General features: G+C 63.8%; 22 protein-coding genes, 1 tRNA gene and 1 pseudogene. 9 read left to right on the top strand and 15 right to left on the bottom strand.

Annotated elements, in window-relative coordinates; genetic code table 11:
• The first annotated feature begins 6 nt into the window (after positions 1–6).
• A complete protein-coding gene (locus tag IVA98_RS10680) occupies positions 7–744 on the top strand; it encodes a DUF899 domain-containing protein (RefSeq protein ID WP_247282058.1) in 738 nt (245 codons plus the stop codon).
• Between the two features lie 78 nt (positions 745–822).
• On the opposite strand, the gene IVA98_RS10685 is transcribed toward IVA98_RS10680, so the two are convergent.
• Positions 823–2,070, bottom strand: a complete 1,248-nt coding sequence (locus IVA98_RS10685; protein ID WP_247354832.1) for a S1C family serine protease — start codon at positions 2,068–2,070, stop codon at positions 823–825.
• Between the two features lie 198 nt (positions 2,071–2,268).
• Between IVA98_RS10685 and IVA98_RS10690 the strand changes: the two genes are divergently transcribed.
• The 5 genes from IVA98_RS10690 (at position 2,269) to IVA98_RS10710 (ending at position 5,378) form a co-directional block, all read left to right on the top strand.
• Positions 2,269–2,886, top strand: a complete 618-nt coding sequence (locus IVA98_RS10690) for a hypothetical protein (RefSeq protein ID WP_247303752.1) — start codon at positions 2,269–2,271, stop codon at positions 2,884–2,886.
• Positions 2,873–3,247, top strand: coding sequence for a transcriptional regulator (locus IVA98_RS10695; protein WP_247303750.1), 375 nt, complete (start codon positions 2,873–2,875; stop codon positions 3,245–3,247). The genes IVA98_RS10690 and IVA98_RS10695 overlap by 14 nt, the downstream gene beginning before the upstream one ends.
• A gap of 28 nt (positions 3,248–3,275) precedes the next feature.
• On the top strand, positions 3,276–4,016 hold the full coding sequence (locus IVA98_RS10700; protein ID WP_247303747.1) for a di-trans,poly-cis-decaprenylcistransferase: 741 nt from the start codon (positions 3,276–3,278) through the stop codon (positions 4,014–4,016).
• A 164-nt stretch (positions 4,017–4,180) separates the two neighbouring features.
• Positions 4,181–4,867, top strand: coding sequence for a DNA-3-methyladenine glycosylase I (locus IVA98_RS10705; protein WP_247303745.1), 687 nt, complete (start codon positions 4,181–4,183; stop codon positions 4,865–4,867).
• A 217-nt stretch (positions 4,868–5,084) separates the two neighbouring features.
• A complete protein-coding gene (locus IVA98_RS10710; RefSeq protein WP_018319488.1) occupies positions 5,085–5,378 on the top strand; it encodes a hypothetical protein in 294 nt (97 codons plus the stop codon).
• Between the two features lie 57 nt (positions 5,379–5,435).
• On the opposite strand, the gene IVA98_RS37215 is transcribed toward IVA98_RS10710, so the two are convergent.
• Positions 5,436–5,777: an ATP-binding protein gene (locus tag IVA98_RS37215; RefSeq protein WP_346657705.1), complete on the bottom strand. Its 342-nt coding sequence runs from the start codon at positions 5,775–5,777 to the stop codon at positions 5,436–5,438.
• Between the two features lie 38 nt (positions 5,778–5,815).
• Positions 5,816–6,166 (bottom strand): annotated as a pseudogene (locus IVA98_RS10715) (Y-family DNA polymerase); the annotation flags it as partial.
• 220 nt (positions 6,167–6,386) lie between these two features.
• Between IVA98_RS10715 and IVA98_RS10720 the strand changes: the two are divergent.
• Positions 6,387–6,596: a hypothetical protein gene (locus tag IVA98_RS10720; RefSeq protein ID WP_247303743.1), complete on the top strand. Its 210-nt coding sequence runs from the start codon at positions 6,387–6,389 to the stop codon at positions 6,594–6,596.
• A 27-nt stretch (positions 6,597–6,623) separates the two neighbouring features.
• Here the strand turns inward: IVA98_RS10720 and IVA98_RS10725 are convergent.
• The 10 genes from IVA98_RS10725 to IVA98_RS10770 form a co-directional block, all read right to left on the bottom strand.
• Positions 6,624–6,700, bottom strand: a tRNA-Arg gene (locus IVA98_RS10725).
• A gap of 59 nt (positions 6,701–6,759) precedes the next feature.
• Positions 6,760–7,812 (bottom strand): sensor domain-containing diguanylate cyclase, encoded by a 1,053-nt coding sequence (locus IVA98_RS10730; RefSeq protein ID WP_247303741.1) that lies wholly within the window; start codon positions 7,810–7,812, stop codon positions 6,760–6,762.
• Positions 7,812–10,922, bottom strand: a complete 3,111-nt coding sequence (locus IVA98_RS10735; protein ID WP_247354834.1) for a bifunctional diguanylate cyclase/phosphodiesterase — start codon at positions 10,920–10,922, stop codon at positions 7,812–7,814. Before IVA98_RS10735 ends, IVA98_RS10730 begins: the two co-directional genes overlap by 1 nt.
• Before the next feature lie 135 nt (positions 10,923–11,057).
• Positions 11,058–12,143, bottom strand: coding sequence for a branched-chain amino acid ABC transporter permease (locus IVA98_RS10740; protein ID WP_247303737.1), 1,086 nt, complete (start codon positions 12,141–12,143; stop codon positions 11,058–11,060).
• Positions 12,140–13,150: a branched-chain amino acid ABC transporter permease gene (locus tag IVA98_RS10745; protein WP_247354836.1), complete on the bottom strand. Its 1,011-nt coding sequence runs from the start codon at positions 13,148–13,150 to the stop codon at positions 12,140–12,142. The genes IVA98_RS10740 and IVA98_RS10745 overlap by 4 nt, the downstream gene beginning before the upstream one ends.
• Positions 13,147–13,869, bottom strand: coding sequence for an ABC transporter ATP-binding protein (locus IVA98_RS10750; RefSeq protein ID WP_247303734.1), 723 nt, complete (start codon positions 13,867–13,869; stop codon positions 13,147–13,149). Before IVA98_RS10750 ends, IVA98_RS10745 begins: the two co-directional genes overlap by 4 nt.
• Positions 13,866–14,642, bottom strand: a complete 777-nt coding sequence (locus IVA98_RS10755) for an ABC transporter ATP-binding protein (protein WP_247303732.1) — start codon at positions 14,640–14,642, stop codon at positions 13,866–13,868. The genes IVA98_RS10750 and IVA98_RS10755 overlap by 4 nt, the downstream gene beginning before the upstream one ends.
• Before the next feature lie 171 nt (positions 14,643–14,813).
• Entirely contained in the window at positions 14,814–15,998 is a 1,185-nt protein-coding gene (locus tag IVA98_RS10760; protein ID WP_247354838.1) for a substrate-binding domain-containing protein, read from the bottom strand.
• Positions 15,999–16,223: 225 nt separating this feature from the next.
• The gene (locus tag IVA98_RS10765) at positions 16,224–17,957 is read right to left on the bottom strand and encodes a putative bifunctional diguanylate cyclase/phosphodiesterase (RefSeq protein ID WP_247303729.1); all 1,734 of its coding nucleotides are present in this window, start codon (positions 17,955–17,957) and stop codon (positions 16,224–16,226) included.
• Between the two features lie 427 nt (positions 17,958–18,384).
• Positions 18,385–19,350: a sensor histidine kinase gene (locus IVA98_RS10770; RefSeq protein WP_247303727.1), complete on the bottom strand. Its 966-nt coding sequence runs from the start codon at positions 19,348–19,350 to the stop codon at positions 18,385–18,387.
• 180 nt (positions 19,351–19,530) lie between these two features.
• Here IVA98_RS10770 and IVA98_RS10775 point away from each other — a divergent pair, with 180 nt between their 5' ends.
• The gene (locus IVA98_RS10775) at positions 19,531–20,370 is read left to right on the top strand and encodes an SDR family NAD(P)-dependent oxidoreductase (protein ID WP_247303725.1); all 840 of its coding nucleotides are present in this window, start codon (positions 19,531–19,533) and stop codon (positions 20,368–20,370) included.
• A gap of 82 nt (positions 20,371–20,452) precedes the next feature.
• Here the strand turns inward: IVA98_RS10775 and IVA98_RS10780 are convergent, their stop codons facing one another.
• Together IVA98_RS10780 and IVA98_RS10785 are read right to left on the bottom strand one after the other, a co-directional pair.
• Complete coding sequence (locus IVA98_RS10780) at positions 20,453–21,829, bottom strand: cytochrome P450 (protein WP_247334568.1); 1,377 nt, start codon at positions 21,827–21,829, stop codon at positions 20,453–20,455.
• 330 nt (positions 21,830–22,159) lie between these two features.
• A complete protein-coding gene (locus tag IVA98_RS10785) occupies positions 22,160–23,395 on the bottom strand; it encodes an LLM class flavin-dependent oxidoreductase (protein ID WP_247303724.1) in 1,236 nt (411 codons plus the stop codon).
• A 605-nt stretch (positions 23,396–24,000) separates the two neighbouring features.
• On the opposite strand from IVA98_RS10785, the gene IVA98_RS10790 reads away from it, so the two are divergent.
• The gene (locus IVA98_RS10790; protein ID WP_247303723.1) at positions 24,001–25,167 is read left to right on the top strand and encodes an extracellular catalytic domain type 1 short-chain-length polyhydroxyalkanoate depolymerase; all 1,167 of its coding nucleotides are present in this window, start codon (positions 24,001–24,003) and stop codon (positions 25,165–25,167) included.
• The last annotated feature ends 17 nt before the right edge of the window (positions 25,168–25,184 follow it).

The raw sequence follows: 25,184 nt of genomic DNA on the forward strand, positions 1-25,184 counted from the left end.
GATACCATGCAGCAACATCAGATCGTCTCGCGCGAGCAATGGATCGCCGCCCGCAAGGTTCATCTGGCCCATGAAAAGGAGCTCACTGCCGCCCGCGAGCGTCTGGCCGAGGAGCGCCGTGCATTGCCCTGGGTCAAGGTCGACAAGAACTACGTGTTCGACGGACCGAACGGCAAGCTGACGCTCGGCGATCTGTTCAAGGGCCGGCCGCAGCTCGTGGTGCAGCACGTGATGTTCGCACCCGATTGGGACGCCGCCTGCAAGAGTTGCTCGTTCTGGGCCGACGGTTTCGAGCGCATGGTGCCGCATCTGGCGGCGCGCGACACCAGCATGGTTGCGATCTCGCTCGCGCCTGTTGCCAAGCTCGACGCGTTCAAAAAGCGTATGGGCTGGACCTTCGACTGGGTCTCCTCGGGAAGCAACGACTTCAACTACGATTATGAAGTCTCGTTCACGCGCGAACAGATCGACAAGGGCGTGCCGAAGTACAATTTCGGCACCACGCCGTTCTATGGGCCCGAGCTGCCCGGCATCAGCGTGTTCTTTCGCAACGAGGCGGGCGAGATCTTCCACACTTACTCATGCTTCGCCCGCGGGCTCGATATGATGAATGCCGCCTATCAGTACCTCGACCTTACGCCGCTCGGCCGTCACGAGGACGGTTTGCCCTATCCGATGGACTGGGTTCGCCTGCGCGACGAGTACGAACCGCAGGCGGCGAAGGAGGCGTGCTGTCACGGCTGAGAGGCCGCCTCGTTCAGTAATGTCGTCCTGGCCTTCGTCGGGACGATGCCGGCGTGTGGGACGCCGCCAGCCGCCGTTCTACCGCTTCGCGTCGGCCTGCTCGGTCGCATTGCACGAGATCAGCATCGTGTAGGCGCGGGCATTGCCGGCGATGTCGGTAGTCTTGAGCTCGCCCTTCGGCTCGGCGGTCTGGTACGGCACCACGGAATTGTCGAGGAAATCGCGTAGCGCGCCGGTCTTGATGGCGAAGTTGATGTTCTCGGGAATATCGCCGGTCGCAGCGGCGATGCGCAATCCGGGGATCTTGCCGGTGACCACGCCCACGATCTGGCCGGTGGTGTCGAACAACGGGCCGCCACTATTGCCGGGTTGCACGGGTGCACTGATTTGCAGAAAGCGCGTGTCATTGCGCATGCCGCTGAGCGAGCTCACGATACCGGTCGTCACGGTGAAGTCCGAGCTGAGCAATCCGTGGTAGGGAAAGCCGATCGCGACGACGGAATCGCCGGAGTGAAACGAGCGGTCGCGGATCCGGGCAAAGTCCTTGAATGCCGTCGTCGACGGCGCCTGAAGGAGAGCAAGATCATTGTTGGCGTCGGTCGAAACGACGCGCAGCACCATTGCGGCCTCGCCGGTGAGGTTGCCCCTGATGTCGCCGACGCAGCCATTGATCACGTGATTGTTGGTGACAACATGGCCGCCGGCGCTGACCACAAAGCCGGTGCCGCTCCTTGCCCTGGCAACTTTGCTTCCAGCCGGCGGAGACGCCTGCTTCTCCGCCGTGGCCGCCGGCTTGGCCGCACCCTTGGTGAAGTCGCCGGCCTTGTCGAGCCCGTCGGCCTTCACCTTGCTCACGCAATTGGCCAATGCCGCGATGACCGGCCCGGTCGATGTCAAATCGAAATTCAGTACGGCGCGGCCGGCTGTTGCCACCATAAGGCTCGCCTTTTGAAACGTACGCACGACATTGAGCGGCATGATGGCCGTGAGCATGTTGGACTGATACGCCGTAGCGTACAGCCTAGCTTGCTCCTGCCCGTCAAAGGTCACGTCGATCGCGGCGTTCTCGCCCTTGTTGAAGCGGTAACCGGGACTCGCAAAGGCGAGCGACCAGGTGCCGGCGGCGTTTTGGCTCACGACGAGGATCACGCCGTTCGCATAGGGCGTCGTTGCAGCGCAATGGGAGAAGCCGTCCGTTTGGTCATTGCTGAAGGCGCCGCCGATCCAGTTGCCGACGTTGACGGAGCCGAACGGTCCCGCCGCATGCGCGGCGCTGATGACACCCACTTGCAACAAAGACGCAACGACAAACGATTTAAGCCACATACCAGCCCCCGGGAATGCTTTGGCTGCATCTTAGCCGTGGCGGGATCGGCAACGCAACCGGCAGTTGCTCGCGCGGACAACATCTCCTTGCCGCGACATTCGGGCTTGCCTTTACTTTGCAGTGCCATATACTTTGTAATACAAAGTGGCGGGAATAATCCCGGGAAGCATGAGCGGAACGAGATTTTGGCGTTGCCAATGCGCGATCTCGACAAGGCACTGGCCGATATCGTGGCGATCCGCAGCCAGATCGCGGCGGGCACCGCGTTCCGCGGCTACGGCCCGGCGACTATGGCGGCGACAGGTGCCGTCGCGCTCATCACCGCGATTCTGCAATTCTGGCTGCTTGGCGATCCCACCAGCCAGCCGCTCGCCTTCTTCATCGGCTGGTTCATTGCCGCCGCGCTCTCCGGCCTCCTGATCGGGATCGAGATGCGCGCGCGCTCGCGCCGCCATCATTCCGGTCTTGCCGATGCCATGATCCACCAGGCGGTCGAGCAGTTCCTGCCTGCAGGCGCTGCGGGCGTGCTGCTTGCGGTGGTGATGTGGAAGTTCGCGGCCGAAACGCTGTGGCTGTTGCCCGGCTTGTGGCAGATCCTGGTATCGCTCGGCATCTTCGCCTCCGTCCGCTCGCTGCCGCGCACCGTCGCGCTCGTTGGCGCCTGGTATTTCGTGTCCGGCTTTGCGGTGGTGGCGCTGGCGAGCCAGACCAAGATGCTGTCGCCATGGACCATGGGTCTGCCCTTCGTGATCGGGCAGTCGGTGATGGCCGCCATTCTGTATTTCGCATCCGGAGACCATGATGTCGAAGCCTGACAGCGCGCCCTTCTCCTATGAGGGGCTTGATCGCGTCATCCACGAGAAGGCGAGGCTCGGCCTGCTGACCTCGTTGATGGCGCACCCCAAGGGGCTGGCATTCGCCGACCTCAAGCAGCTCTGCGGCCTCACCGACGGCAATCTCAGCCGGCACATCGCCGTGCTCCAGGAGGCCGGCCTCGTCGAGGTGACCAAGGGTTATGAAGGCAATCGCCCGCACACGACTTGTCGTCTCACCAAGTCCGGCCGCCGCCGCTTCCTCGATTATCTCGCCGTGCTCGAACGCCTCGTGCGCGACGCCGCCAAGGCCGCCGGCCGCGAGGCGCCGCCGCTCGGCCGTCTCGGTTTCGCTTCGACTTGATCCTCTTTTTTTGACCGGAGACTTTGTAATGCAAAGTAAGCCTGTGTCCTGCGACGACAAGCTTCACGTCGGTATCATCATGGACGGAAATGGCAGATGGGCGACGCGGCGAGGCCTGTCGCGCGTGCGCGGCCACGAGGCCGGCGTCGAGACCATCCGCCGTATCGTCGAGGCCGCGCCCAAGCAGGGCATCGGCACGTTGACGCTCTACGCCTTTTCCACCGACAATTGGCGCAGGCCGAGGGCCGAGGTCGCCGCGCTGATGACGTTACTGCGCTTCTACCTTTCCAATGAAGTGCAGAGCCTGATCAAGAACGGCGTGCGCCTCACCGTGATCGGCCGCCGCGACCGTCTGCCCGACGGCATCGCCAGCGCGATCGCGCGTGCCGAAGAGGCGACCGCCCATGGCAGCACGCTGCATTTGCGCATCGCCGTCGACTATTCCGCGCGCGATGCCATCCTCAATGCCGCGGCGAAAGCAGCAGCGCTGACCAGCCTCACCCGCGAAGCGTTCTCGCAACTGGTCACCGGCGAGGCCAGCCTGCGCAACGTCGATCTCATCATCCGCACCTCGGGCGAGAAGCGGCTGTCGGATTTCCTGCTCTGGGAGGGCGCCTATGCCGAGCTGCACTTCACGGAGCGGATGTGGCCCGAATTCGACGCGGGCGATCTCGCCGAAGCGCTCGCTGCTTTCCACGGCCGCGAACGCCGCTTCGGCGGCCTCCAAGCGATCATGCCCGAGGAGGTGCCCGCGCTCTCGCGAGCGTGATGGAAACGCGCGCGCGATCGATCTTGGCCTGAGACGATCGCCGGCGGTGCCATGATCATCGCTGCGAGAGCACGCTGCGGCACGCATGGCGATCGGGTCGCGCAGGACTGGACCGGATCATCGAATTCTGATCTCGTGACGCACCCTCAACCGCTCTTGTCCGCATGACCTCCTTCAAGACCATTCGTGCCCGCGCCGAGAAACGCAAGGGCGGGCCCAAGGCGCTGGAGAAGTTGATGCCGGCAAGGCCAGACCTCAAGCGCCTGGCGAAGCTTGGCGACGACCGCATCCTCGCCGAGATGACCAGGCGGGTGTTCTGCGCCGGCTTTGCATGGAGCGTGATCGACTCGAAATGGGCCGGTTTCGAAGCCGCCTTCCTGCATTTCCAGCCGGCCAAGCTCAGCTTCCAGCCCGAGGATTATTGGGAAGGCCTGCTGCGCGATGCACGCATCGTACGCAATGGCGCCAAGATCATGTCGGTGCGCGACAATGCCGCTTTCGTGCAGGAGATCGCGAAGGAGCACGGCAGCTTCGGCAAGTTTCTGGCGAAATGGCCATCGTCCGACGAGATCGGCCTGCTCGATCTCCTCACCAAGCGCGGCAGCCGGTTAGGAGGCAATACCGGCCAGATGCTGCTGCGCTTTGTTGGCTGGGACGGTTTTGTGACTTCCAAGGACGTTGTCGCCTGCCTGCGCGATGCAGGTCTCGACATTGCCGAAGAGGTCAGATCGAAGGGTGATCTCGCCAAGGTGCAGGCGCAATTCAACGCCTGGGCCGAGGAGACCGGCCTGCCCTACACCTATCTATCACGCATCTGCGCGCTGTCGGCCGGCGGGGACCGGAGCGAGTAGCGGGTTAGTAGAAGGTCGTCGGGTCGCTGGATCGTGTGCTTCCTGTGGCGATCTCGTGCCGCGAGCGCGGCAGACGCGGCGCGCGATCACGAAATACATTTCTCAGGAACATTTGTGCGCAGCACTTGTTCGGACGTTTGAGCCAGGCGCATCGAGGCAGGGAACGACCGCTCTGGCTCAGCTCAACGAAACCCGACGTGACAGAACGGAGCAGCTCATGAAGCTCACATCCGAACAGGTGAAGCAGACCGTCAACCAACTCGGCGCTCAGGTGCTGCCCGACGAGCATCCGGCCATGCCGCAGCTCAACAGCATGTTCGGCGAGCACACCTTCTTCGTCGACGAGATGGGCCTCAAGGTCCTCGAGCCCACACCGTCGCTCGGCGCCGACCGCCAGAGTGGCGAGGTCGTCAGCCTCGCCGATTGGGGCGATTCCGACCTGACCCGCCTCATGGCGCACGAGCCCGAGCCGACCGGCGTGATCGTGGTGTTCGAGCACGTGAGGCATTGATCGGCCCGAGCGGATCGACTTTCACGGGTGGCGGGATTTGAAAAAATTCCGTCACCATCAGTCCCGGACCCGCCTTGCTCTCGAGGCGCAAGCGCCCGTTGAGCGATGAGACAACCAGATTGAACGCGATGTGGAGCCCCAGGCCGGCGCTGCCACGCTGCCGGCTGACGTAACGAACGGATCGAAGATGTGAGCCTGCAATGGCTCGAGGATTCCGACGCCTTCATCGGCGCAGACCAGGCGAACTGACGTCGGGTCCGGTTGGCTAACCGTAATGACAAACCTGCCGCCTCTCTTGTCAGGGTACGCGTTCGAGGCATTGTTGAGAGCGAGATTGCTGATCACCTGAGCGAGCGCTCCGGGATAGCTGTTGAGCGTGATTCCGGCCTGGCATTGCACGTCGACCGTCAGGGCGTGGTGCGACAATAGTGGCCCGACGCCTCGTCGAGCGACAACGGCTCGATGATGGGCGTGTGTTCGGCAAAGATGTCGCGGATTTGCCTGCTGATTGCCTTGTAGACCTCGAAGCGCGGCTTGACAAAGATCAGATCGGGGCACTGCCGCTTCGCAGTCACGGATGGCATGGCAGAGCGAACACCGAACTTGCGGGCTTCATAGCTGGCGGCCGCGACGACGCCGCGTTCCGCAGAGCCTCCGACTGCGACCGGCTTTCCGCGCAGGTCCGGACTATCGCGCTGCTCCACGGACGCATAGAAAGCATCCATGTCGATATGGATGATCTTGCGGACGGGCGAGGCTTCGCCGGTCATCGTGTCGGATCCGGTCATGGAAGGATAATACAATTGAGAGAAGCGAAGCGCGAGGTGAGGGACGTTTCAGTTGTCGCTCTTCGTCACCACCGTGTTCGGCATCGTCTGGCTGAACTCAGCCGTATGGCCCGACGCTGCGCGACGCTCTGGAATGTATCGGATCATCAACGGGCAATCTCAGGCTTGTGAGTGGCGAGCGCGGGCCTGCAATCTAATATAAGCCGGCGGAGGACAGCCAATGCAATACAGCTCCGAGCTCATTCAGACGATGCGGCAGGCGCTGGAGGCCGTGATGGCGAGCGTACCGGCCGATCAGTCGGTGTTCGGCCTCAAAGCGGCCGTAGCGGAATACGTCTTGAAGGCTGCGGCACACGGTCAGACGTCATATGACGGGCTGGTCTCGTCCGCCTCCGACCAGATCCAGACGATCGTCTCGATGCTGACCTAAGCGCCGGCATGAAAACGGCGACAAGGCTGGCGCACCCGACACGATTCGAACGTGTGACCTTTGCCTTCGGAGGGCAACGCTCTATCCAGCTGAGCTACGGGTGCAGTGAGCTTCATGTAGCCGATTGGGGAGGGGCGGGCAACCGCTTCTCACCGGCTCGCGATTAAGCCGATTTGCGCCGGACCGGCGCCGGAACCGGCTCGTCCTCCCGGCCAAGGTCGGCGAATTCGGCGAGCAGCCGTTCCGCGCAGATGACGCGGTTGCGGCCGAGCCGCTTGGCCGCATAGAGCGCCTGATCGGCGGCGCCGAGCAGCCGGTCCGGCCCGCCATCGGCTTCGCCGGGAATGTGGCTGGCGACGCCGACGCTGAGGGTGACGTGGTCGCTGGCGCCAGTGGCGCCATGGGCGATCCGCAAGCCCGTGACAGCGCAGCGGATCTCGTCGGCGACGGCGCAGGCGGCGTCGCAAGTCGTGTCCGGCAGGATCAGCGCGAACTCCTCGCCGCCATAGCGGCTGGCGAGATCGAGCGGCCGCACGGCGTGCCGGCTGACGGAAGCGGCGACCGCGCGCAGGCATTCATCGCCGGCCTGGTGGCCGTGGCGGTCGTTGAACAGCTTGAAATGGTCGACGTCGACGAACAGCACTGCCAGCGGCTTCTGCGTGCGCTGGGCGCGGGCCCATTCGCTCATCAGCATCTGGTCGAAGGAGCGGCGGTTCGACAGGCCGGTCAGCCCATCCTTGGTGGCGAGCTCCTTCAGCGCCATCTCGGCGCGCTTCTGGTCGGTGAGGTCGCGCAGCGTTTCCACCACCGCGATCAGTTGGCCGGCCTCGTCGTGGATCGGGCCGGCGTCGATGGCGAGATAGAGCTGGCTGCCTAGCTTCGGCATCACGCACCAGTTCTCCGCGGAAAAGCCGAGGCCGTTATGACCGCGCGCCGCATATTCCGAATAGAACTCGGGCAGCTGCTCCGGCCGGTCGAGCGCGACCAGGTCGGCGAGACAGGGGCGCTTGGTCTCGTAGAAGGCCTGCCAGTGCTTATTGGTGCCGATCACCTCCGAGGCGGCGACGCCGGTCAGCCGCTCGCATGCACGATTCCAGATCACGACGCGGCGCTTCGGATCGATCACGAAAGTCGGCACCACCAGATGCTGCATCAGCCGCACTGCGTAGGAGTCCGCGACGTCGACGATCTTGGAAGGACTCTTTGACTTGGTCATCACGCCACCGCCGCCACCGGCGCGGCATCGCCCGTGCGAAACAGCTTTCGCACCTCGCTGGCCGGCTTCGGCGCGCTGAAAAGATAGCCCTGCATCTCCGTGCAGCCGAGCTTGCGCAGCATCTCGCGCTGGGCCTCGGTCTCCACGCCTTCGGCGACCGTGGTCATGCTGCTGGCGGCGGCGATGTTCACCACGGCCTGCACGATCACCGGCGCGCCGTTCGTCTCGGCAATGTCGGCGACGAAGCAGCGATCGATCTTGATCTTGTCGAACGGGAAGCGCTTCAGATAGCTCAGCGAGGAATAGCCGGTGCCGAAATCGTCGAGCGCGATGCGCACGCCGATGGCGCGGAGCTGGTGCAGGATCGAGAGCGCCGCCTCGTCGTCGCGGATCAGCACGGCCTCGGTGATCTCGAGCTCGAGCCGGCGCGGGTCGAGCCCGGAGGCGGCGAGCGCGCCGGCGATCCGCAACGCCAGCGTGTCGCATTTGAGCTGCACCGGCGAGACGTTGACCGCAACCCGCACATGCGCCGGCCAGGTCGCGGCCTCGTTGCAGGCCATGCGCAGCACCCAGTCGCCGAGCTCGTTGATCAGGCCGGTGTCCTCGGCGATTGGAATGAACTCGGCAGGCGACACCATGCCGCGCTCGGGATGGCGCCAGCGCAGCAACGCTTCGCAGCCGGAGACTTCGCCCGAGCGTAGATCGACCAGCGGCTGGTAGTGAATCTCGAAGCCGCCGTTCACCAGGGCCTGGCGCAGATCCTGCTCCATGGTCAGACGCGCCTTGGCGCTGGCGTCCATCTCCGGCTCGAAGAAGCGGTGGGTGCGACGTCCTTCGGCCTTGGCGCCGTACATCGCGAGGTCGGCATTCTTGATGAGCTGATCGAGATCGGAGCCGTCCTGCGGTGCCAGCGCGATCCCGATGCTCGCGTCGGTGGAGAGCTGATGGCCGAGACAGTGATAGGGCTGCCGGATCGCTTCGTAGATCCGCGTCACGAACGACACCACGTCGGCGGAGGACTGGATCCCGGTCTGGATGACCGCGAATTCGTCGCCGCCGAGCCGCGCGATCAGGTCGCCCTGCTTCAGGCAGCCGCGTAGACGGCCCGCGATTGCCTTCAACAGCTCGTCGCCGACATGGTGGCCGAGCGAATCGTTGATGCCTTTGAACTCGTCGACGTCGATGTAGAGCAGCGCGAACTGCCCGCCGCCGGCGACCTCCGCCAGCTCGCGTTCGATCTGCTCGCGAAACAGCGTGCGGTTCGGTAGATCAGTCAGCGCATCGTAATGCGCCATGTGCGCGATCTTCTCGTCGGCGCGACGCCGCTCGGTGACATCATCGATGACATGAATGAGATAGCGCGGCTCGCCGGCTTCGTCATGGATGCCGATCCGGGTCGAAGTGATGTAGCGAAGCCCCATGCCTGGCATCTGCCAGGGATGTTCGTCCTTGAACAATCCCTTGGCCGATTTCAGCGCGCTGCTGTCGTCTTCGGTGATACGGGCGGCCGGCGCCTCAGGGAAGATGTCGAAAGCGGTCTTGCCGACGACATCCTGGCGAGACTGGCCGAACAATTGTTCGGCGACGCCATTGAGCAGCAGATATTGCCGCGTGCGCGCATCCTTCACCGTGATCTGCGAGGGAATGTGGTCGATGATCTCGCGCAGGAAGGTGTGGTTGCGGTCGCGCTCCTGCTCCAGGTTGCGACGCTCGGTAATGTCTTCGATCGTGGCAACCCATCCGCCTTGCGCCAGTGGCGTGTTGATGACCTGGAATGCGCGGCCGTTGGCTAGCTGATGAGTTCGCGTGGAGACCGTGCCTTCCGCCGCGATCCGCATGACCTCGGCGCAAAATTCCTCGACATTGCCATCGAACGCGCCGCGCTCCTTGCGGTGATACATCGCCTCGCGGATGTGGCAGCCGGGTTTGATGACGTCGTGCGAGAGACCGAACATGTCCGCGTAGCGGCGGTTGCAAATGACGACATATCCGGCGGCATCGTACAGGATCAACCCCTGCGACATGTTGTTGAGGGCGGTGTCAAGCCGCTGCCGCTCCAATTCGATTCGCTCCTGGGCCTCGCGGTTCTGCCGGTTGATCTGCCGGATGATCAGATACAGGATCAGCGCGATCATAACGGCCGAAAGCATCGCCGTCGTAACCATGAAACCGGTCTGCTGCCGCCAGTCGGCAAGCGCAGCCGACATCGTATTGGTGGCGACGATGACCAGGGGAAAATGGTTGAGGGACGCGGCCGAGCCCAGCCGCTCCTCGCCGTCGATCGGACTCCTGACGCGAAGCGTGTGCTGACCGCCGTTGGTCAGCGCCTTCCGCATCAGCGGGGCATCCTTGAAGCTCCGTCCGATCAATTCTTCGACGTGCGGATAGCGCGCCAGCATCTTGCCTTCGCGATCGAACAGCGAGATCGCCGTGCCCTCGGCAAGCGCGACAGATGCAAAATATTGCCGGTAGCTGTCGGGATCAATTCCCCGGACCATCGCGCCGAGGAAGGCACCGTCGGCGCCGTTCAGCCGCCGCGCGACGACCGTGGTCCATTTGCCGATGATGTAGCTGCGGACGGATTCCAGGATGACCGGCTCGGCCTTGGGATCGGATTTGAACGACTGGAAGTAAGCGCGAGAAGAGATGTTGATCTTCGGCAGCGGCTGGGCCCGCGACCAGTTGATCAGCTCGCCGTCGGCGTCGTAGATCGCGATGTCGCCAAGATAGGACACCGAACTGATCTTGCTGCGTAGCATCTGGTTGGTCGCGAGCCCGGACATGTGCTCGCGGAACATCGCGGGCGAGCTGATCTCCGGCAGGTTCATCTGCGCGATCACATCGGTGGCGACGACGTCGGAATCCTCGAATTGCTGATCGAAGTGCCGAGCGATCAGCTGCACCGTGTTTTCCAGCTCGCGTTCGCGGTTGGCCAGGGTTCGCTCGCGAAACTCGCCGACGGCCATGGCGGTCACGGTGAAGATGCCCGCGACCAGCAGCACGCCGCACAGGGTCAGCCACAGCACTGGCCCGCGCCGAATGGCCGCCCTCCAGCCGTTGCTCACGGCCTGCGACATTCGGGCAACGATCGTTGCAAATACCTGGCGCATTCCCCCTCCCGCAAGAGCAGGGATACACGACACAAATGGCCTAAAGCTTAGGAAAGCCAGTTACCTGAGCATTAATGCCGTCGCGCGATCACGGCTGTGCGCAGCGAACCGCTGCGCTGCATCACTAACAGCGGCTTAATGCGAGGCGCTGCCGCTCTTGGCGCTGCCGGCGTTGCGCAGCCGTCCGACCACGCCGGTCGGGAAGAAGTACACGCTGGCGATGAACAGCAGCCCGAGCCACAGCAGCCAGCGGTCGGGATGCAACAGCCCCGGCAGCAGCGGCAGCCCGGCTTCCGACGCCGCCTTGGACGCGAGGCCCATCAGCGACTGCAAATAGTTCTGCGCGAGGATGAAGATGGCAGCCCCGATGATCGCGCCGTAGATCGTGCCCATGCCGCCGATCACGACCATCAGCAGGATGTCCAGCATGATGGAGAAGCTGAGGGAGGTGTCGGGCCCGGCATAGCGCAGCCACAGCGCATTCAAGATGCCGGCGCTCGCGGCGACCGATGCGGCGATGCAGTTGGCGTAGGTCAGGTGGAAGACGGTGCGGAAGCCCAGCGCCTCGGCGCGAAAACGGTTCTCGCGGATGGCCTGGAGCACGCGTCCGAACGGTGAGTTCACCACCCGCAGCAAAGCGAGGATCATCAGGGCGGAGATGGCGAATACCAGGTAGTAGGTGAGGATGCGGCCGTTGATCTCGAAGCCGAACAGGTTCTTGGAGACCAGCACCGTGCCGGGTCGCAGCAGCTCGGGCAGCTGAAAACTGCGCCCATCCTCGCCGCCGGTCAGCCAGGACAGCTGCGAGGCCAGCACCTGGAAGGCGGAGGCGACCGCGAGCGTGATCATGGCAAAGAAGATCGCGGCCACCCGCAGCGAGAACAGCCCGATCGCGAGCGCCAGCAGGGCCGCGAGCGGCAGGCCGATGACGATGCCGGTTGCGACCGCGGCCCAGTTCGGGCCCATCCCGTACAGCGCGATCGCGATCGCGTAGCTGCCGATGCCGTAGAACATGGTGTGGGCGAACGACACCGAGCCGGTATAGCCGAGCAACAGATCGTAGGATGCGACAAGGGCGGCGAAGACGCAGATCTTGGCTGCGACGTTGAGCGCCTTGGCGCCTGGGAACAGGAATGGCGTCGCCGCCAGCGCCAGGATGATGAGGACGAGAACAAGCGTGAGAACACGGCTGCGCGGCGGGTCGCCTGAGAGAATCATCATCGGCTGGTCACCGCATAGAGGCCGCGCGGCCGCCACATCAGAATGGCGACCATCAGCAGGATGTTGGAGACGAGGGCGAGCTTCGGCACCAGGAAGCCGCCGTAATTGGCAACCATGGCCACGAGGATGGCGCCGATGAAGCAGCCGCCGATCGACCCGAGCCCGCCGATGATGACGACGATGAAGATCAGCACGGTGAGCTCGTCGCTCATGGAGGCATGGACCTGCTCGCGATAGAGCGCCCACATCACGCCGCCGAGGCCCGCGAGCGCCGATCCCGTCATGAACACGCCCAGGAACAGGCGGCGGATACGATAGCCGAGCGCCTCGACCATCTCGCGGTTCTCGACGCCGGCGCGGATCAGGAGGCCAAGCTTGGTGCGGTTGAGCACGAGCTGGATCGCGATGAAGACGGCGAGGCCGATCAGCATCGCCAGCGCGCGGTATTTGGCGATCGCGACTTCGCCGAGAATGAAGGAGCCGCGCAGCGAGGTGGGCAGCGGCATCGGGATGATCTGCGGTCCCCACAGCGCATACAGCGTCTGCTCGGCGACGATCAGGCCGCCGGTCGTCATCAGGATCTGCTTCAGATTCTGGCCATAAACAGGAAGGATCAGCACGCGCTCGACGACCAGGCCGAGCGCGCCGGACACCGCCATCGACAGCAGCGCTGCCGGCGCCAGCACCGCGAGGTTCACCCACAGCGAATCGGCCTGGATCGAGGCTGCAAACGGCGCCAGCACCAGGGTCGCGACGTAGGCGCCGACCGCGATGAAGGCGCCGTGGCCGAAATTGAGCACGTCCATCAGGCCGAACACCAGGGTCAGACCGGAAGCCATGATGAAGATCATCATGCCCATGGCGAGGCTGGCGGCGGTCAAGGTCAGCCAGGTGCTGGGCGAGCCGATCAGCGGGATCATGACAAGCGCGAGCGCGACCGGCAGCAGGATCGGTGCGATGTCGCGCTTCGGCTTCGGCAGCGGATCATTTGCGGCGAGGTCAGTCACTGATGCGCCTCCAGGCTCAGGCCGAGCAGTCGCTCTTGCAGCGGCATGTCGGCGGCCAGCGCCGCCATCTCGCCGCGATGGACGATGGTACCGTTGTCCATCACCAGCACGTTGTCGCCGAGCTCGCGGGCGGCAAAGAAATTCTGTTCGACCAGCAGGATCGTCGCGCCCCTGCGCTTGATCTCCTTGAGGCACTCGATCAGCGCCATGACGATGGCAGGCGCGAGGCCCTTGGTCGGCTCGTCAATCAAGAGTAGCTTGCGCGGCTCGACGATGGCCCTTGCGATCGACAACATCTGCTTCTGCCCGCCCGAGAGGCTTCCCGCACGCGACAGCCAGAACCGGCGCAGCGCCGGGAAGAAACCAAAGATCCAGTCGAGTTGGGCATCGTCCAACGGACCATCGCGCGCCGCCAGAACCAAGTTCTCTTTCACCGTGAGGTCGGAAAACACGGCCATGCTCTCAGGCACGTAGCCGACGCCGAGCCGCGCGATGTCGGGCGTGGCGCGGCTCTCGATCCGCTCCCCGGCGAAGCTGATCTCGCCGTGCGAGGCCCGCCAGAGCCCCATGATGGTGCGCAGCGTCGTGGTCTTGCCGGCGCCATTGCGGCCGAGCAGCATCGTGGTCTGCCCCTGCGGAACCGCGAGATCGATGCCCTGGAGAATGTGATAGCGGCCGATATGGGTGTGCACGCCGGAGAGTCTTAAAAGGTCGGTCATGCTGCACTCCCTGCAGCCGTCTTGGGCGCCACGCCGAGATAGGCCTCCTGCACGATCGGCGAGGCGATCACTTCGGCAGGCCTGCCGTCGGCGACGAGCTGGCCGTTATGCAGCACGATGATGCGGTCGGCGAGCGAGCGCACCACGTCCATCTTGTGCTCGACGAGCAGGATGATCTTGTTTCGGTCCTGTTTGAGCTGCGCGATCAGGTTCAGGACGACGGGCACCTCGTCGATGCTCATGCCGGCGGTCGGCTCGTCGAACATGAAGACCTCAGGCTCCAGCGCCATCATCAGCGCCACCTCGAGTTTGCGCTGGTCGCCATGCGACAGGGCGGTCGCGGCGACCCCGCGCCGGCTGCCGAGCGCGACCTGGTCGAGGATGCTGTCTGCGCGGGTGATCAGGTCGCGGCGGACCATCCAGGGCCGCAGCATGTCGTAATGGGTGCCGTTCGAAGCCTGCACCGCGAGGCGGACGTTCTCCTCCACCGTGAGGTTCGGGAAGAGATTCGTGAGCTGGAAGGCACGCCCAAGGCCTGCGCGCGTCCGCATCGGGGCGGACTGCCCCGTGATATCGATGCCGTCGAACAGGATGCTGCCGCTGGATGCGCGCAGCTGACCCGAGATCAAATTGAAATAGGTGGTCTTGCCGGCGCCGTTCGGCCCGACGATCGCGGTGAGCTCGCCCGGGCGGAACGTGCAGGTGACGTTGTTGACCGCGACATGGCCGCCGAAGCGGATGGTGAGGTCGCGAGTTTCGAGGGTCAGCGGCATTGGAGTCCGGCGAATGATGGGAACGGAGATATATCCGCGATCACGCTGCGCTCCCTCCCCCGCTTGCGGGGGAGGACTGGGGAGAGGGCTGTTTCGACAATCGAGAATCCCTAACAGGAAAAACCCTCTCCCGGCCTCTCCGGCAAGCGGGAGAGGTGAAGCACCACCGCCCTACCGCTTGTTGCGGACCGGCACGTCCATGTCATCGATCTTCAGCTCGCGCACCGGCTCGAGCACGGCCCAGGCGACGTTCGGATCGACCTTGACCTTGAAGTGATACATGCTCTGGAGCGCTTGATGGTCCTCTTTGCGGAACACCATCTTGCCCTTCGGCGTGTCGAACTCCAGGCCTTCCATTGCCGTGATCAGCTTCTCGGTGTCGGTCGACTTCGCCTTGGTGACGGCGGCGACGACGGACATCGCGGCGGCAAAGCCGCCAGCGGTGAAGAAGTCCGGCGGCGCTTTGAAGCGCTTCTGGTGCTCGGCGACCAGCCAGTCGTTCACCGGGTTCTTCGGGATCTCGTAGAAATAGTAGGTCGCGCCTTCCATGCCGGGCAGGCCCTTATAGGCCGCGAGCGCCGGCAGGATGTTGCCGCCGGTCGACAGCTCGATGCCGTAGCGCTTGGGATCCATGTCCTGGAGCTTGGCCAGCGGATTGCCCGCGCCGGCCCAGATCACCCAGATCACCTTGCGGCCCGGCTTGTCCTTCAGCGCGTCGAACAGGCGCTGGCCGACGGCGGTGAAGTCGGTGGTCGAGGTGGGCGCGTATTCCTCGGCGGCGAGCGTCGCGCCGGTCTTGGCGAGCGCCTCCTTGAAGGCGGCGACGCCGTCACGGCCGAAGGCGTAGTCCTGCGCCAACGTCGCGACTGTGACGCCCTGCTTGCCGATGGCGACGGCGTTGGAGATCGCGTCCTGCGAGGAGTTGCGCGCGGTGCGGAAGATGTAGCGATTCCACTTCTCGCCGGTAATCTGATCCGCGACCGCGGGCTCGACGATCAGGATCTTCTTGTTCTCCTCGGCCACGGGAAGGATGGCGAGCGCCGCGGCCGATGAGGTCGTGCCGATCGCGATGTCGGCCTTGTCGTCCTGATAGGCTTCCGCGAGCGCGGCCTTGGCGAGATCGGGCTTGCCCTGGTCATCCTTGGTGATGACGACGATCTTGCGGCCGTCGAGCGTCATGGTGCCCTTGGTGGCGTATTCAAAGCCCATTTGCAGACCGGTCTCGGTCTGCTTGGCATAGGCCTCGAGCGGACCGGTCTTGCCGTAGATCAGCGCGATCTTGAGATCGTCGGCCCGTGCGGACGCGCCCGCGGCGAGCGCGAGGACGGCTGTTGCTATGATAAATGATCGACGCACGATATTCCCTCCTGATTTAAAGCTTCTGGCAACAGCGATTTGCACACGCCGAGAAACTTTGCAATTCCCCCTTACGGTGGTCTGGCGCGTGAGACCATGTGTGAGAGCGACTTGATCGCCGGTTGCGGCCTGCCCAGGAAATCGGCAGAGCAGATCTTACAGGTACGCCGCGATCATCTCGGGATCGGGTTACCGGGTTTTGAATCTACCGCCTGAAAGCAATCCTTATCGCCGGTACCCGCTCGCCCGCGAATAGCCTTGGCGGTTCTGCTGCGTCGGGCGGCTCACCATGTTGACCCGCGCTTCGCTGGAGATTGGCGTTACGAGCTTCAGCTCCTCCAGGAAGATCGGCCGGGAGAAGTAATAGCCCTGCGCGTAGCGGATCTTGGTCGCGGCCTGGAGATAGGCCAGCTCCTCGTAGGATTCGAGGCCTTCGGCAATCACGGTCATGCCGAGCGCTTCGCTCAAGGATTCGATCGCGCGCAAAATGCCCTGGCTGCGCGGACGCTTATGGATGTCAGTGATGAAGGAGCGATCGATCTTGATCTCGTCGGCGGTGATGTCGGCGAGCGCCGAGAGGGAGGAATAGCCGATGCCGAAATCGTCGATCGAGATGCCGACGCCGAGCTTGCGAAACATCGGCAGGATTTCGGCCTGGAAATGATTCTTGGCGACAAAGGCGTCTTCCGTTACTTCGATCATGAAGCGGCTGGGAAAGCCGGTGTCGTCCAGCGCTTGCGCGAAGCTGCGCATGAACTCGGGGTTGCCGGCCTGCTTGGCGGCGACGTTGATGCTGATGGTTGCTTCTGCGCCGAAGGTCTCGTTGATCAGGTCGATCGACTTGACGATCTCGGCCAGCACGAGATGGGTCAGCTCGTCGATCAGTCCGAGCTCGCTGGCGAGATTGATGAACGAGCCGGGCGCCTGGATCACGCCTTCGTCGTCACGCAGGCGCACCAGGGCCTCGATGCCCGTCACGGCCTGCGTCCTGATGTCGACCTTGGATTGGAATGCGCAGCAGAAGCGCTTCTCCAGGATGGCAAGTCGCAGCGACTGCTCGACCTTCATCCGCGCCAGCGCCTCTCGCTCCATGCTGGAATCGAAGAAAGCCGCCGACCCCTTGCCTTCGTTCTTGACGCGGTACATCGCGATGTCGGCGTTCTGGCGCAGGGTTTCGAAGCTGCGTCCGTGATCGGGGTAGAGGCTGATGCCGACCGAGGTGGAGGCGAAGACTTCCGAAGTGTCGATGAAGAACGGCGCGGTGAGCCGCTCCAGGGTCGATTGCATGAATTCGGCGACTTCCTCCTGGCTCTGGATCGGCGACAGCAGCAGGAGGAATTCGTCGCCAGAGATGCGCGAGAGCATGTCGGAATCGCGCAAGTCGCGTCCGAGCCGCTTCGACAGCTCGACCAGCAGCGCATCGCCGACGGCGTGGCCGTAATAGTCGTTGATGTGCTTGAAATTGTCGACGTCGAGAAAGGCCAGCGCAAACCGCTCGCCGCCATCGCGCGCGAGCAGGCCGTTGGCGTGATGCTCGATCACGCGCCGCGAGGGCAGCCCGGTCAGCTCGTCGAAATAGGCCGAGCGGAACAGTTGGTCCTCGAAGTTCTTCTGCTCGGTGATGTCGGAGGAGGCCGAGATCAGGAGCTCGCGTCCGGCGAGGCGGACGGGACGATGGGTCGTGAGCAGCACCTGGCGCGCGGCGCCGTTGTGAATGGCTTCTTCGATGACGACTGCCTGGCCGGCGCTCAGCGCCTGCCGACAGGCTTCGCGGCGCGGCGACAGATCGGGCGAGGGACGGCTGCCGTCCATGCCGAGCTGGGCAGCCGCGGCGTCGTTAACCAGCAGCAGCTCGCCGTGCGCGTCCTGCACGGTCAGGCCGGCCGGCAGCATTCTAACGATTTCCTTGAGAAATCCGAGCTCGGCTTCGCTCGCGCCAGAATATCTATTGTCGTTCATAGAAGTCATGAATCTTGTTGTTTCAGCGCGCTTTTGCAATGGGCGCGATCTTGCGCGGTTCCCTCTTAGGTTTGGTTAAGGGGTCAGAAGAAATACGGGGGTGTTTTGGCCGAAACTTGCGACGATGCGACGCGCGATGTCGATCGTCATTAACAGAGCGTCAATGCGCCCAGGGAAACTGCAAGCAGAGTGCGCGATCCACTTTCGCTTGTATCGAACCGGATCGCGATGAGCTTTGGCTGAACCGATGCGAGCCTCGGGCTCGATCACCTCTCCCGTAGGGAGAGGTCGGATCGCATCGCAAGATGCGATCCGGGTGAGGGGTTAAGCTCTCACTGAACGCTGCGGCCCCTCATCGGGATTGCTGCGCAATCCGACGTGTCCCCGCCGGGGAGAGGTGGCCCGATCGACCGAGCTTTGTTGTCTGTCAGCCGCTCTTGGGGATACGGCATTGCATGATGCAATGAAGGCCGGTCTTCAAGAATGAGAGCTCGGTCTTGCCGTCGAAGGCGGTAAGCGCCGACTTCAGCAATTTGGTGCCGAAGCCCGGTGCCGACACCTCGCCGATGCTCGGCCCCTCGGTCTCATCCCAGGTGATGGTCAGGCGATCGCCGGTGACCGTCCAGGACACCTGCAACAATCCGCGCGGCGCAGAGAACGCGCCATATTTGCCTGCATTGGTGGCGAGCTCGTGAAACATCAGTGACAGCGTGACCGCGAGCTTCGGCGGCAGGAACAGCCGGTCGCCGTTGAGGGTGAAGCGCACATGGCCGTAAGGCCCGAGCTCCGCGATCAGGAGGTCGCGGATATCGCAGCCCGCCTTGTCGATCCGTGAGATCAAATCGTCGGTGCTGGCCAGCGACCGCAGCCTCGGATCGATCCGGGCCCAGACCTGCGGCTGGTCGTGCAGCACCTGATGCAGCACGGCGTGCACCGTCGACAGCTTGTTCTTGAGTCGGTGCTGGAGCTCATCGACCAGCAGCTTGCGATAGTCTTCTTCCTCGATCAGGCGTTTGGAAATCCGGCGCTGCTCGATCAGCAGGGTGCGATAGTGCTCGACACCCCAGATGGTGAGCGCACAGACCACCCAATAGAGCGTCAGCAGCGCAAACCGGGCGCGGTCGGCAGAGGCATCGCCGAAATTGACGATCACGCCGAGCACGCCGCCGAAAAGTGCCGTCACGATGCCGATCCGGAAGCCGCCGAACGCGGCGGCGAAGAACACGGCTGGGAAATACGGGGTGAAGTAGACGTCTGGCCGGATATGGGCGAGAGCCCAGCGCGACAGCGTCGCGAGCAGCAGGCAGGCGACCGCGAAGGCGATGCTCAGACCGAGCGATGGCGGTGCCACGCCCTGCCAACCCTTGCGGAACTCGTCGATCAGCTTCCCCATGCCCAGCCCGGTCGCGATGCCCGTCCGAAAGTCGAGCCATGGGTGCGAATGTTACGCATGTCGGACACGCAAGCAAAGCTTGCCTTGCCGCGGGCCGGCGGGAATAGTGACCGTCGCGGCGCCGTCATCTGTCAGTGTCCGCCATCTGAAAATCAAATCATTCGAAAACGGGAACATTCCATGGGCAGGTTGGACGGCAAGGTTGCGATCATCACCGGCGCGACGAGCGGGATCGGATTGCGTACCGCGGAAGTCTTCGTTGCCGAAGGTGCCAAAATTGTGATCGCCGGCCGGCGCGTCGCCGAAGGCGAGGCGCTGGCGAAGCAGCTCGGGCCGACGTGCGTCTTCCGCCAGACGGACGTGACGGTCGAAGCGCAGATGCAGGCGCTGATCGCGCTCGCGGTGGACACATTCGGCAACATCGATTGCCTCTTCAACAATGCCGGCGGTCCGGCGCAGACCGGCGGCATCGAAGGCCTCGAGGTCGAGCGGTTCGACGCGGCGATGGCGACGCTGGTGCGCAGCGTCATGCTCGGCATGAAGCACGCGGCGCCCCACATGAAGAAGCAGGGTTTTGGCAGCATCATCAACAATGGCAGCATCGCCGGCCGTCTCGCCGGGTTCTCGTCCTCGATGGTCTATAGCGCGGCCAAGGCGGCGGTGATCCATCTCACCAAATGCGTGGCGATGGAGCTCGGCGAGTCAAACGTGCGCGTCAACTCGATCTCGCCCGGCGCGATCGCAACCGGCATCTTCGGCAAGGCACTGGGGCTGTCGACCGACGCCGCCGAGAAGACGCCGGCGGTGATGCGCGAGGTCTACAAGACCGCGCAGCCGATCCCGCGCGCCGGTCTCCCTGATGACATCGCTCAGGCCGCGGTGTTCCTGGCGAGCGACGAGTCCAGCTTCATCAACGGCCATGACCTCGTCGTTGACGGTGCAATGACCGGCGGCCGCAACTGGAGCCAGCAGCAACAGGGTTACGTGGCCTTGCGCAAGGCGTTCGATCAGGGGGCGTAGCGGCGAGCGGGCGGCGAAGCATCCAGCCTGTTTCCGCGGAGATAGTCTGGATTGCTTCGCTTCGCTCAATGACGGTGTGGCGCTAAATCGCCTTCACCCGCACCTGCAAGCCGTCCCGCGGCTTCGGGATCGGCCACATCTGCCAGTCCGGTTTGTAGCCCGGCTCCAGCGACACCTCGATGTTCTGCAAAAAATGCCGCGCGAAGCATTTCGCCTGCATATAGGCGAAGTGCAGGCCGAGGCACATATGCGCGCCGCCGCCGAACGGCACAAAGGCGAAGCGGTGGCGATTGCGCTGGGCTTCCTCGGTGAAGCGCAGAGGATCGAAACGGTCCGGCTCCGGCCAGATGTCCTTCATGTGATGTGTGTAGAGCGGATTGACGCCGACAGCGGTGCCGGCCGGGATCGTAAAGCCCTTGAAAGTGAAATCGCGCATCGCGCGGCGCGGCATCGATGGTACCGGCGGCTTGATCCGTAGCGCCTCCTTAAACGCCATCTCCGACAGCGACATCTTTTCGAGATCGTCGAAGCTGCTCGGCGCATTCGGAGCGAGCCCCAGCGCGAGGATCTCCTCCCGCAGCCTGTTCTGCCAGCCCGGATTTGCCGCGAGCTCGCCGATGAAGGAGGTCAGCGACGAGGTCAGCGTGTCGTGCGCCGCCATCATCAGGAAGCTCATATGGTCGACGATATCCTGCTCCGACAGCAGCGCGCCGTCTTCATGGGTGGCGCGGCAAAGCTGCGAGAACAGGTCGTCGCCGCCGTGATTGCCGCGTCGCAGCGGAATCTGCTCGCGGAAATAGGCGACGATGCGTTTGCGTCCCTTCACGCCTCGCGCCATCTGGGTGCCCGGCAGGGGGCGGCGGATCGGGGCGACGGCGGCCGCGACCATGTCGACGAAGGCACGGTTGATCTCGTCGACTTCCGGTCCGATGTCGGCACCGAGGAACGAGGCCGCAGCGAGATCAAGCGTGAGCTGCTTCATCGCCGGATAGAGCTGCATCTCGCCGGGCTTGGCCTTCCACTGCGCGACGCGCGCGGAAATGCCGCGATCGAGATCGCGCAGATACGACTTCATCGGACCGGACTTGAACGCGACCGATAGCGCCTTGCGATGCAGGCGGTGCTCATCGAAATCGAGCAGCATCAGCCCGCGCGGAAATAACAGACCGAGCACCCTGTTCCAGCCGTGTGTCGACGAGAACAGCTTCTGCTGGTCGAACAGCACGAGCTCGTTCGCTTCCGGACCGAGCAGCACGACATTGGTCTCGCCGAAAATGTGCGTGCGGTAGACCGGGCCGTATTTGGCGCCGTTCGCCTCGACGTGGCCCTTGGGGTCGGCGAGCACCTGAAAGGTCTTGCCGATAATCGGCCAGCCCTCGTCGCCGGGGATGTGCGTCAGCTCATTGCGCCTCGGTGGGCTGACGGCAAGCGGAGGGGCGGCCACATTCTGCATCGACATGACGATCGCTCCGGTTGGCGGACACGGTCAGCATAGCACAGCCGATTGCGGTGACGCGGCGGTCGTTTGCGCACAAAATCGTCACACGCACGTCGTTGTCGTCCCGGCGAAGCCGGGACAATCGCATTTGAGAGCGGTCCTTGCGACCGATCCTTCGAGACACCCGCCTTTGGCGGGCCCTCAGGATAAGGACTGAGCTCGCGGCAGCAGATTCGGCGGAGGCCGATGCCGCTTAGCCTGATCCCGAGGAGACCGCGCAACGGTCGTTAAGGACGAGGCGCTCGCTCAGGCGCCGCCAAGTATATGAGATAGCGCTCTGCGGGAGTGCGCCTACCGCTTCGCCGCTTCCTTCTGCAAATCCGGTGCGTTGACGGCGGGAATCGCGACGCGGCCGGGGCCGGTCACCTTCAGCGCCTCGGCGGCCTTCTCGTTCTCCATGATCTTGGCCATCACGGCCTGGCCCGCGCGCTCGAAGATCGCGCGATTCTCGATCACGAATTTTTGCGACCTGCGAAGACCGTCGATATAGCCGTTGATCTCCGGCACGACGTAGCGCGCGACCATGTCCCAGCTGCGGCGCGTATTCTCCGGATTGGCCCAGTCATGCACGAAGCCGATGATGGCGCCGACGCCGCCGGACACTTGCATCACATTCTTGATGGTTTTGACGAGATCGTCGGGCGTGCCGATGGTGGATGCCGCGCCTTCGACGAAGGCGGTCTTGTCCACGGCCTCATCAGGTGAGGAAAAAGCCGTGAGGCCCGGACGTTGCAACGTGCCGACATTATATTCGTTGTGCCAGCGCATCAGCCCTGCACCGGCCTCGCGGCGCGCCTGCTCGCGTGTCTCGGCGATATGCCAGGTCAGGAGCACGCGCCAGTCGGCGCGGCTCACATTGGTGCCGTGTTTTTTCGCCGCGTCCTCGGCGAACTGCCATTGCTGCTGCAGCGACATCAGTCCCTGCGTCGTCATCGAGCCCAGCGAGATGATGCCGATGCCGTATTTTCCGGCGAGCGTCATGCCGGAGGGAGAGATCTGCGAGGCCACTACGAACGGCATCTCCTCCTGCAAGGGCAGGATCTGGAGCGCGGCGTCGTTCATGGTGAACCAGTCGCTCTTCGCGGTGACGCGCTCGCCGTTGAAGAGGCGGCGGATCACGCCGATCGCCTCGTCCTGGCGGTCGCGCTGCGTCATCGGGTCGATGCCCAGCGTGTGCGCGTCGGACGCCAGCGCGCCCGGGCCGGAGCCGAAGATGGCGCGGCCGCCGGTCATATGGTCGAGCTGCACCATGCGCTGGGCGACGTTGAAGGGATGGTGATAGGGCAGCGACACCACGCCGGTGCCGAGCTTGATCCGCTTGGTGCGCTCGCCGGCCGCGGCCAGGAACATCTCGGGCGATGCGATCATCTCCCAGCCGGAGGAGTGATGCTCGCCGCACCAGAACTCGTCATAGCCGAGGCTATCCAGCTGCTCGACCAGGTCGAGGTCGCGCCGGAACTGGAGCATCGGATGCTCCCCGATCGGATGATGCGGGGCAAGAAAGGCTCCAAACTTCAGGCGTGCCATGGCATTCTCTCCGGCTTTGATTTTCTGTTTGTTGAAGCGGCGAGGCTACGTGCTCGCGGAAGCGAACGCAATCGCACGATGTCCCGCATGGCGGAATGCACGCATGCGTCTGTCTTTTTCCTCTCCCATTCTTGCGTGCAGGCGCTTACGGCCGGGCTTGTCCCGGCCACACCCGCGACCTTTGTCAGGGAACGAAGAACGTAGATGCCGTGCTCTGCGCCGGAAGGCGATCGCGTTTGATCATTCACAGGAGATCGTCATTCTCCGACGGTGGCTGGCGCAGGGCGCGACCGCCGCCTTGATGGTGCGAGCAGGTGCCGGCGATGTTGCATCTGTTGGTCACCCTAATGGGGCTGCCGGGCCTTCAGCGCGCAGGATTTCTCGTCTCGCTTGGGCTGTCTGTCACATTCACATGATCTGCGCCGCATTTCTGGCGTGAATGCGCCCCGCATCGGCACGAACTCAGGGCATTGCGGTTAATGAGCGCAGATTCCACGGGAAATCCTGTCGATTCTGCAGGATTGACAGCACACGGCCTTTTTATTTCGCAACGCAGCAACTATCTGGTTTGGCTGGAGTTGAACCTCGCTCATCAGGAAGTTGCAGTGTCGTTAGCCAGAAATGTCGATCTCTTGAGACGTCTGCCAAAGCTGGATGGTCTGCGCTTTGCCGAACTCGGCCGCAGCGCAGATTCATCCAGCCCACTGCAAGAGGTCACGGGCTTCGGTGTCAATCCCGGGGCCTTGCGCATGTTCGCGTTCGTGCCGGCGCAGCTTCAGCAGCCGCGCGCGCTCGTCGTCGTGCTGCACGGCTGCGGCCAGACCGCTTGCGGCTACGATCTCGGCGCCGGCTGGTCGACGCTGGCGAAGCATTACGGCTTCGCGCTGCTGATGCCCGAGCAGCAGCGCATCAACAACGGCAACACCTGCTTCAACTGGTTCAATCCGGAAGACACCGCACGGGACAGCGGCGAGGCGTGTTCGATTCGCGAGATGATCGCGCACATGGTGGAAGCGCATCGCATCGACCCCAGGCGCATCTTCATCACCGGCCTGTCCGCCGGCGGCGGCATGACCTCGGTGATGCTCGCGACCTATCCGGAAGTCTTCGCGGCCGGCGCGATGATCGCCGGCTTGCCCTATGGCATTGCCTCGAACCTGCGCGAGGCGCTGGACGGCATGTTCCATTCCCCGGCGCGTCCGGCGCGCGAGCTCGGCGATCTCGTGCGCCGCGCCTCTGATTATCGTGGTCCCTGGCCGAAGGTGTCGGTGTGGCACGGCAGCGCCGACCGCACCGTCAACCCCGGCAATGCCAACGAGATCGTCAAGCAATGGCTCGATTTACACGATCTGCCCGAGGTGCCGATGGCGGAGACCATTGTGGACGGCTATCCGCGTCAGGCCTGGTGGAACGAGGACGGCGAGACGCTGGTCGAGTCCTACGCCATCACCGACATGGCGCACGGCACGCCGCTTGGTCTTGCCGACAACGATCAGCGCTACGGCATGGAAGGCGCATTCCTGATCGAGGCCGGCATCTCCTCGTCCTATCACATCGCAAAGTTCTTCGGTCTCACCGGCTGGATTCCGGAGGCGAAGAAGGCGCAAGCCAAGTCATCGAAGCCGGCGCTGACGCCCGCGCCGCATCTCGCCCGCTCGATCCTGACCGCTGTCGCCGAAAAGCCGGCCGAGCCGAAGCGCGAGAGAACACGCAGCTTCGATCTCGGCCAGATCATCACGCGCGCGCTGACGGCGGCGGGGTTGATGAAGTAGTTTGTCGCGCAGGCAGG

It is taken from the genome of Bradyrhizobium sp. 160 (assembly GCF_023073735.1).
Taxonomy (GTDB): Bacteria; Pseudomonadota; Alphaproteobacteria; order Rhizobiales; family Xanthobacteraceae; genus Bradyrhizobium.

What these genes read in the sequence shown, in the direction of transcription:
- IVA98_RS10740 (WP_247303737.1), bottom strand. Translation starts at nt 12,143, where the DNA reads ATGATGATTCTCTCAGGCGACCCGCCGCGCAGCCGTGTTCTCACGCTT.
- IVA98_RS10775 (WP_247303725.1), top strand. Translation starts at nt 19,531, where the DNA reads ATGGGCAGGTTGGACGGCAAGGTTGCGATCATCACCGGCGCGACGAGC.
- IVA98_RS10770 (WP_247303727.1), bottom strand. Translation starts at nt 19,350, where the DNA reads ATGGGGAAGCTGATCGACGAGTTCCGCAAGGGTTGGCAGGGCGTGGCA.
- IVA98_RS10705 (WP_247303745.1), top strand. Translation starts at nt 4,181, where the DNA reads ATGACCTCCTTCAAGACCATTCGTGCCCGCGCCGAGAAACGCAAGGGC.
- IVA98_RS10680 (WP_247282058.1), top strand. Translation starts at nt 7, where the DNA reads ATGCAGCAACATCAGATCGTCTCGCGCGAGCAATGGATCGCCGCCCGC.
- IVA98_RS10735 (WP_247354834.1), bottom strand. Translation starts at nt 10,922, where the DNA reads ATGCGCCAGGTATTTGCAACGATCGTTGCCCGAATGTCGCAGGCCGTG.
- IVA98_RS10720 (WP_247303743.1), top strand. Translation starts at nt 6,387, where the DNA reads ATGCAATACAGCTCCGAGCTCATTCAGACGATGCGGCAGGCGCTGGAG.
- IVA98_RS10700 (WP_247303747.1), top strand. Translation starts at nt 3,276, where the DNA reads ATGCAAAGTAAGCCTGTGTCCTGCGACGACAAGCTTCACGTCGGTATC.
- IVA98_RS10710 (WP_018319488.1), top strand. Translation starts at nt 5,085, where the DNA reads ATGAAGCTCACATCCGAACAGGTGAAGCAGACCGTCAACCAACTCGGC.
- IVA98_RS10690 (WP_247303752.1), top strand. Translation starts at nt 2,269, where the DNA reads ATGCGCGATCTCGACAAGGCACTGGCCGATATCGTGGCGATCCGCAGC.
- IVA98_RS10785 (WP_247303724.1), bottom strand. Translation starts at nt 23,395, where the DNA reads ATGGCACGCCTGAAGTTTGGAGCCTTTCTTGCCCCGCATCATCCGATC.
- IVA98_RS10685 (WP_247354832.1), bottom strand. Translation starts at nt 2,070, where the DNA reads ATGTGGCTTAAATCGTTTGTCGTTGCGTCTTTGTTGCAAGTGGGTGTC.
- IVA98_RS10780 (WP_247334568.1), bottom strand. Translation starts at nt 21,829, where the DNA reads ATGTCGATGCAGAATGTGGCCGCCCCTCCGCTTGCCGTCAGCCCACCG.
- IVA98_RS10765 (WP_247303729.1), bottom strand. Translation starts at nt 17,957, where the DNA reads ATGAACGACAATAGATATTCTGGCGCGAGCGAAGCCGAGCTCGGATTT.
- IVA98_RS10730 (WP_247303741.1), bottom strand. Translation starts at nt 7,812, where the DNA reads ATGACCAAGTCAAAGAGTCCTTCCAAGATCGTCGACGTCGCGGACTCC.
- IVA98_RS10755 (WP_247303732.1), bottom strand. Translation starts at nt 14,642, where the DNA reads ATGCCGCTGACCCTCGAAACTCGCGACCTCACCATCCGCTTCGGCGGC.
- IVA98_RS10695 (WP_247303750.1), top strand. Translation starts at nt 2,873, where the DNA reads ATGTCGAAGCCTGACAGCGCGCCCTTCTCCTATGAGGGGCTTGATCGC.
- IVA98_RS10750 (WP_247303734.1), bottom strand. Translation starts at nt 13,869, where the DNA reads ATGACCGACCTTTTAAGACTCTCCGGCGTGCACACCCATATCGGCCGC.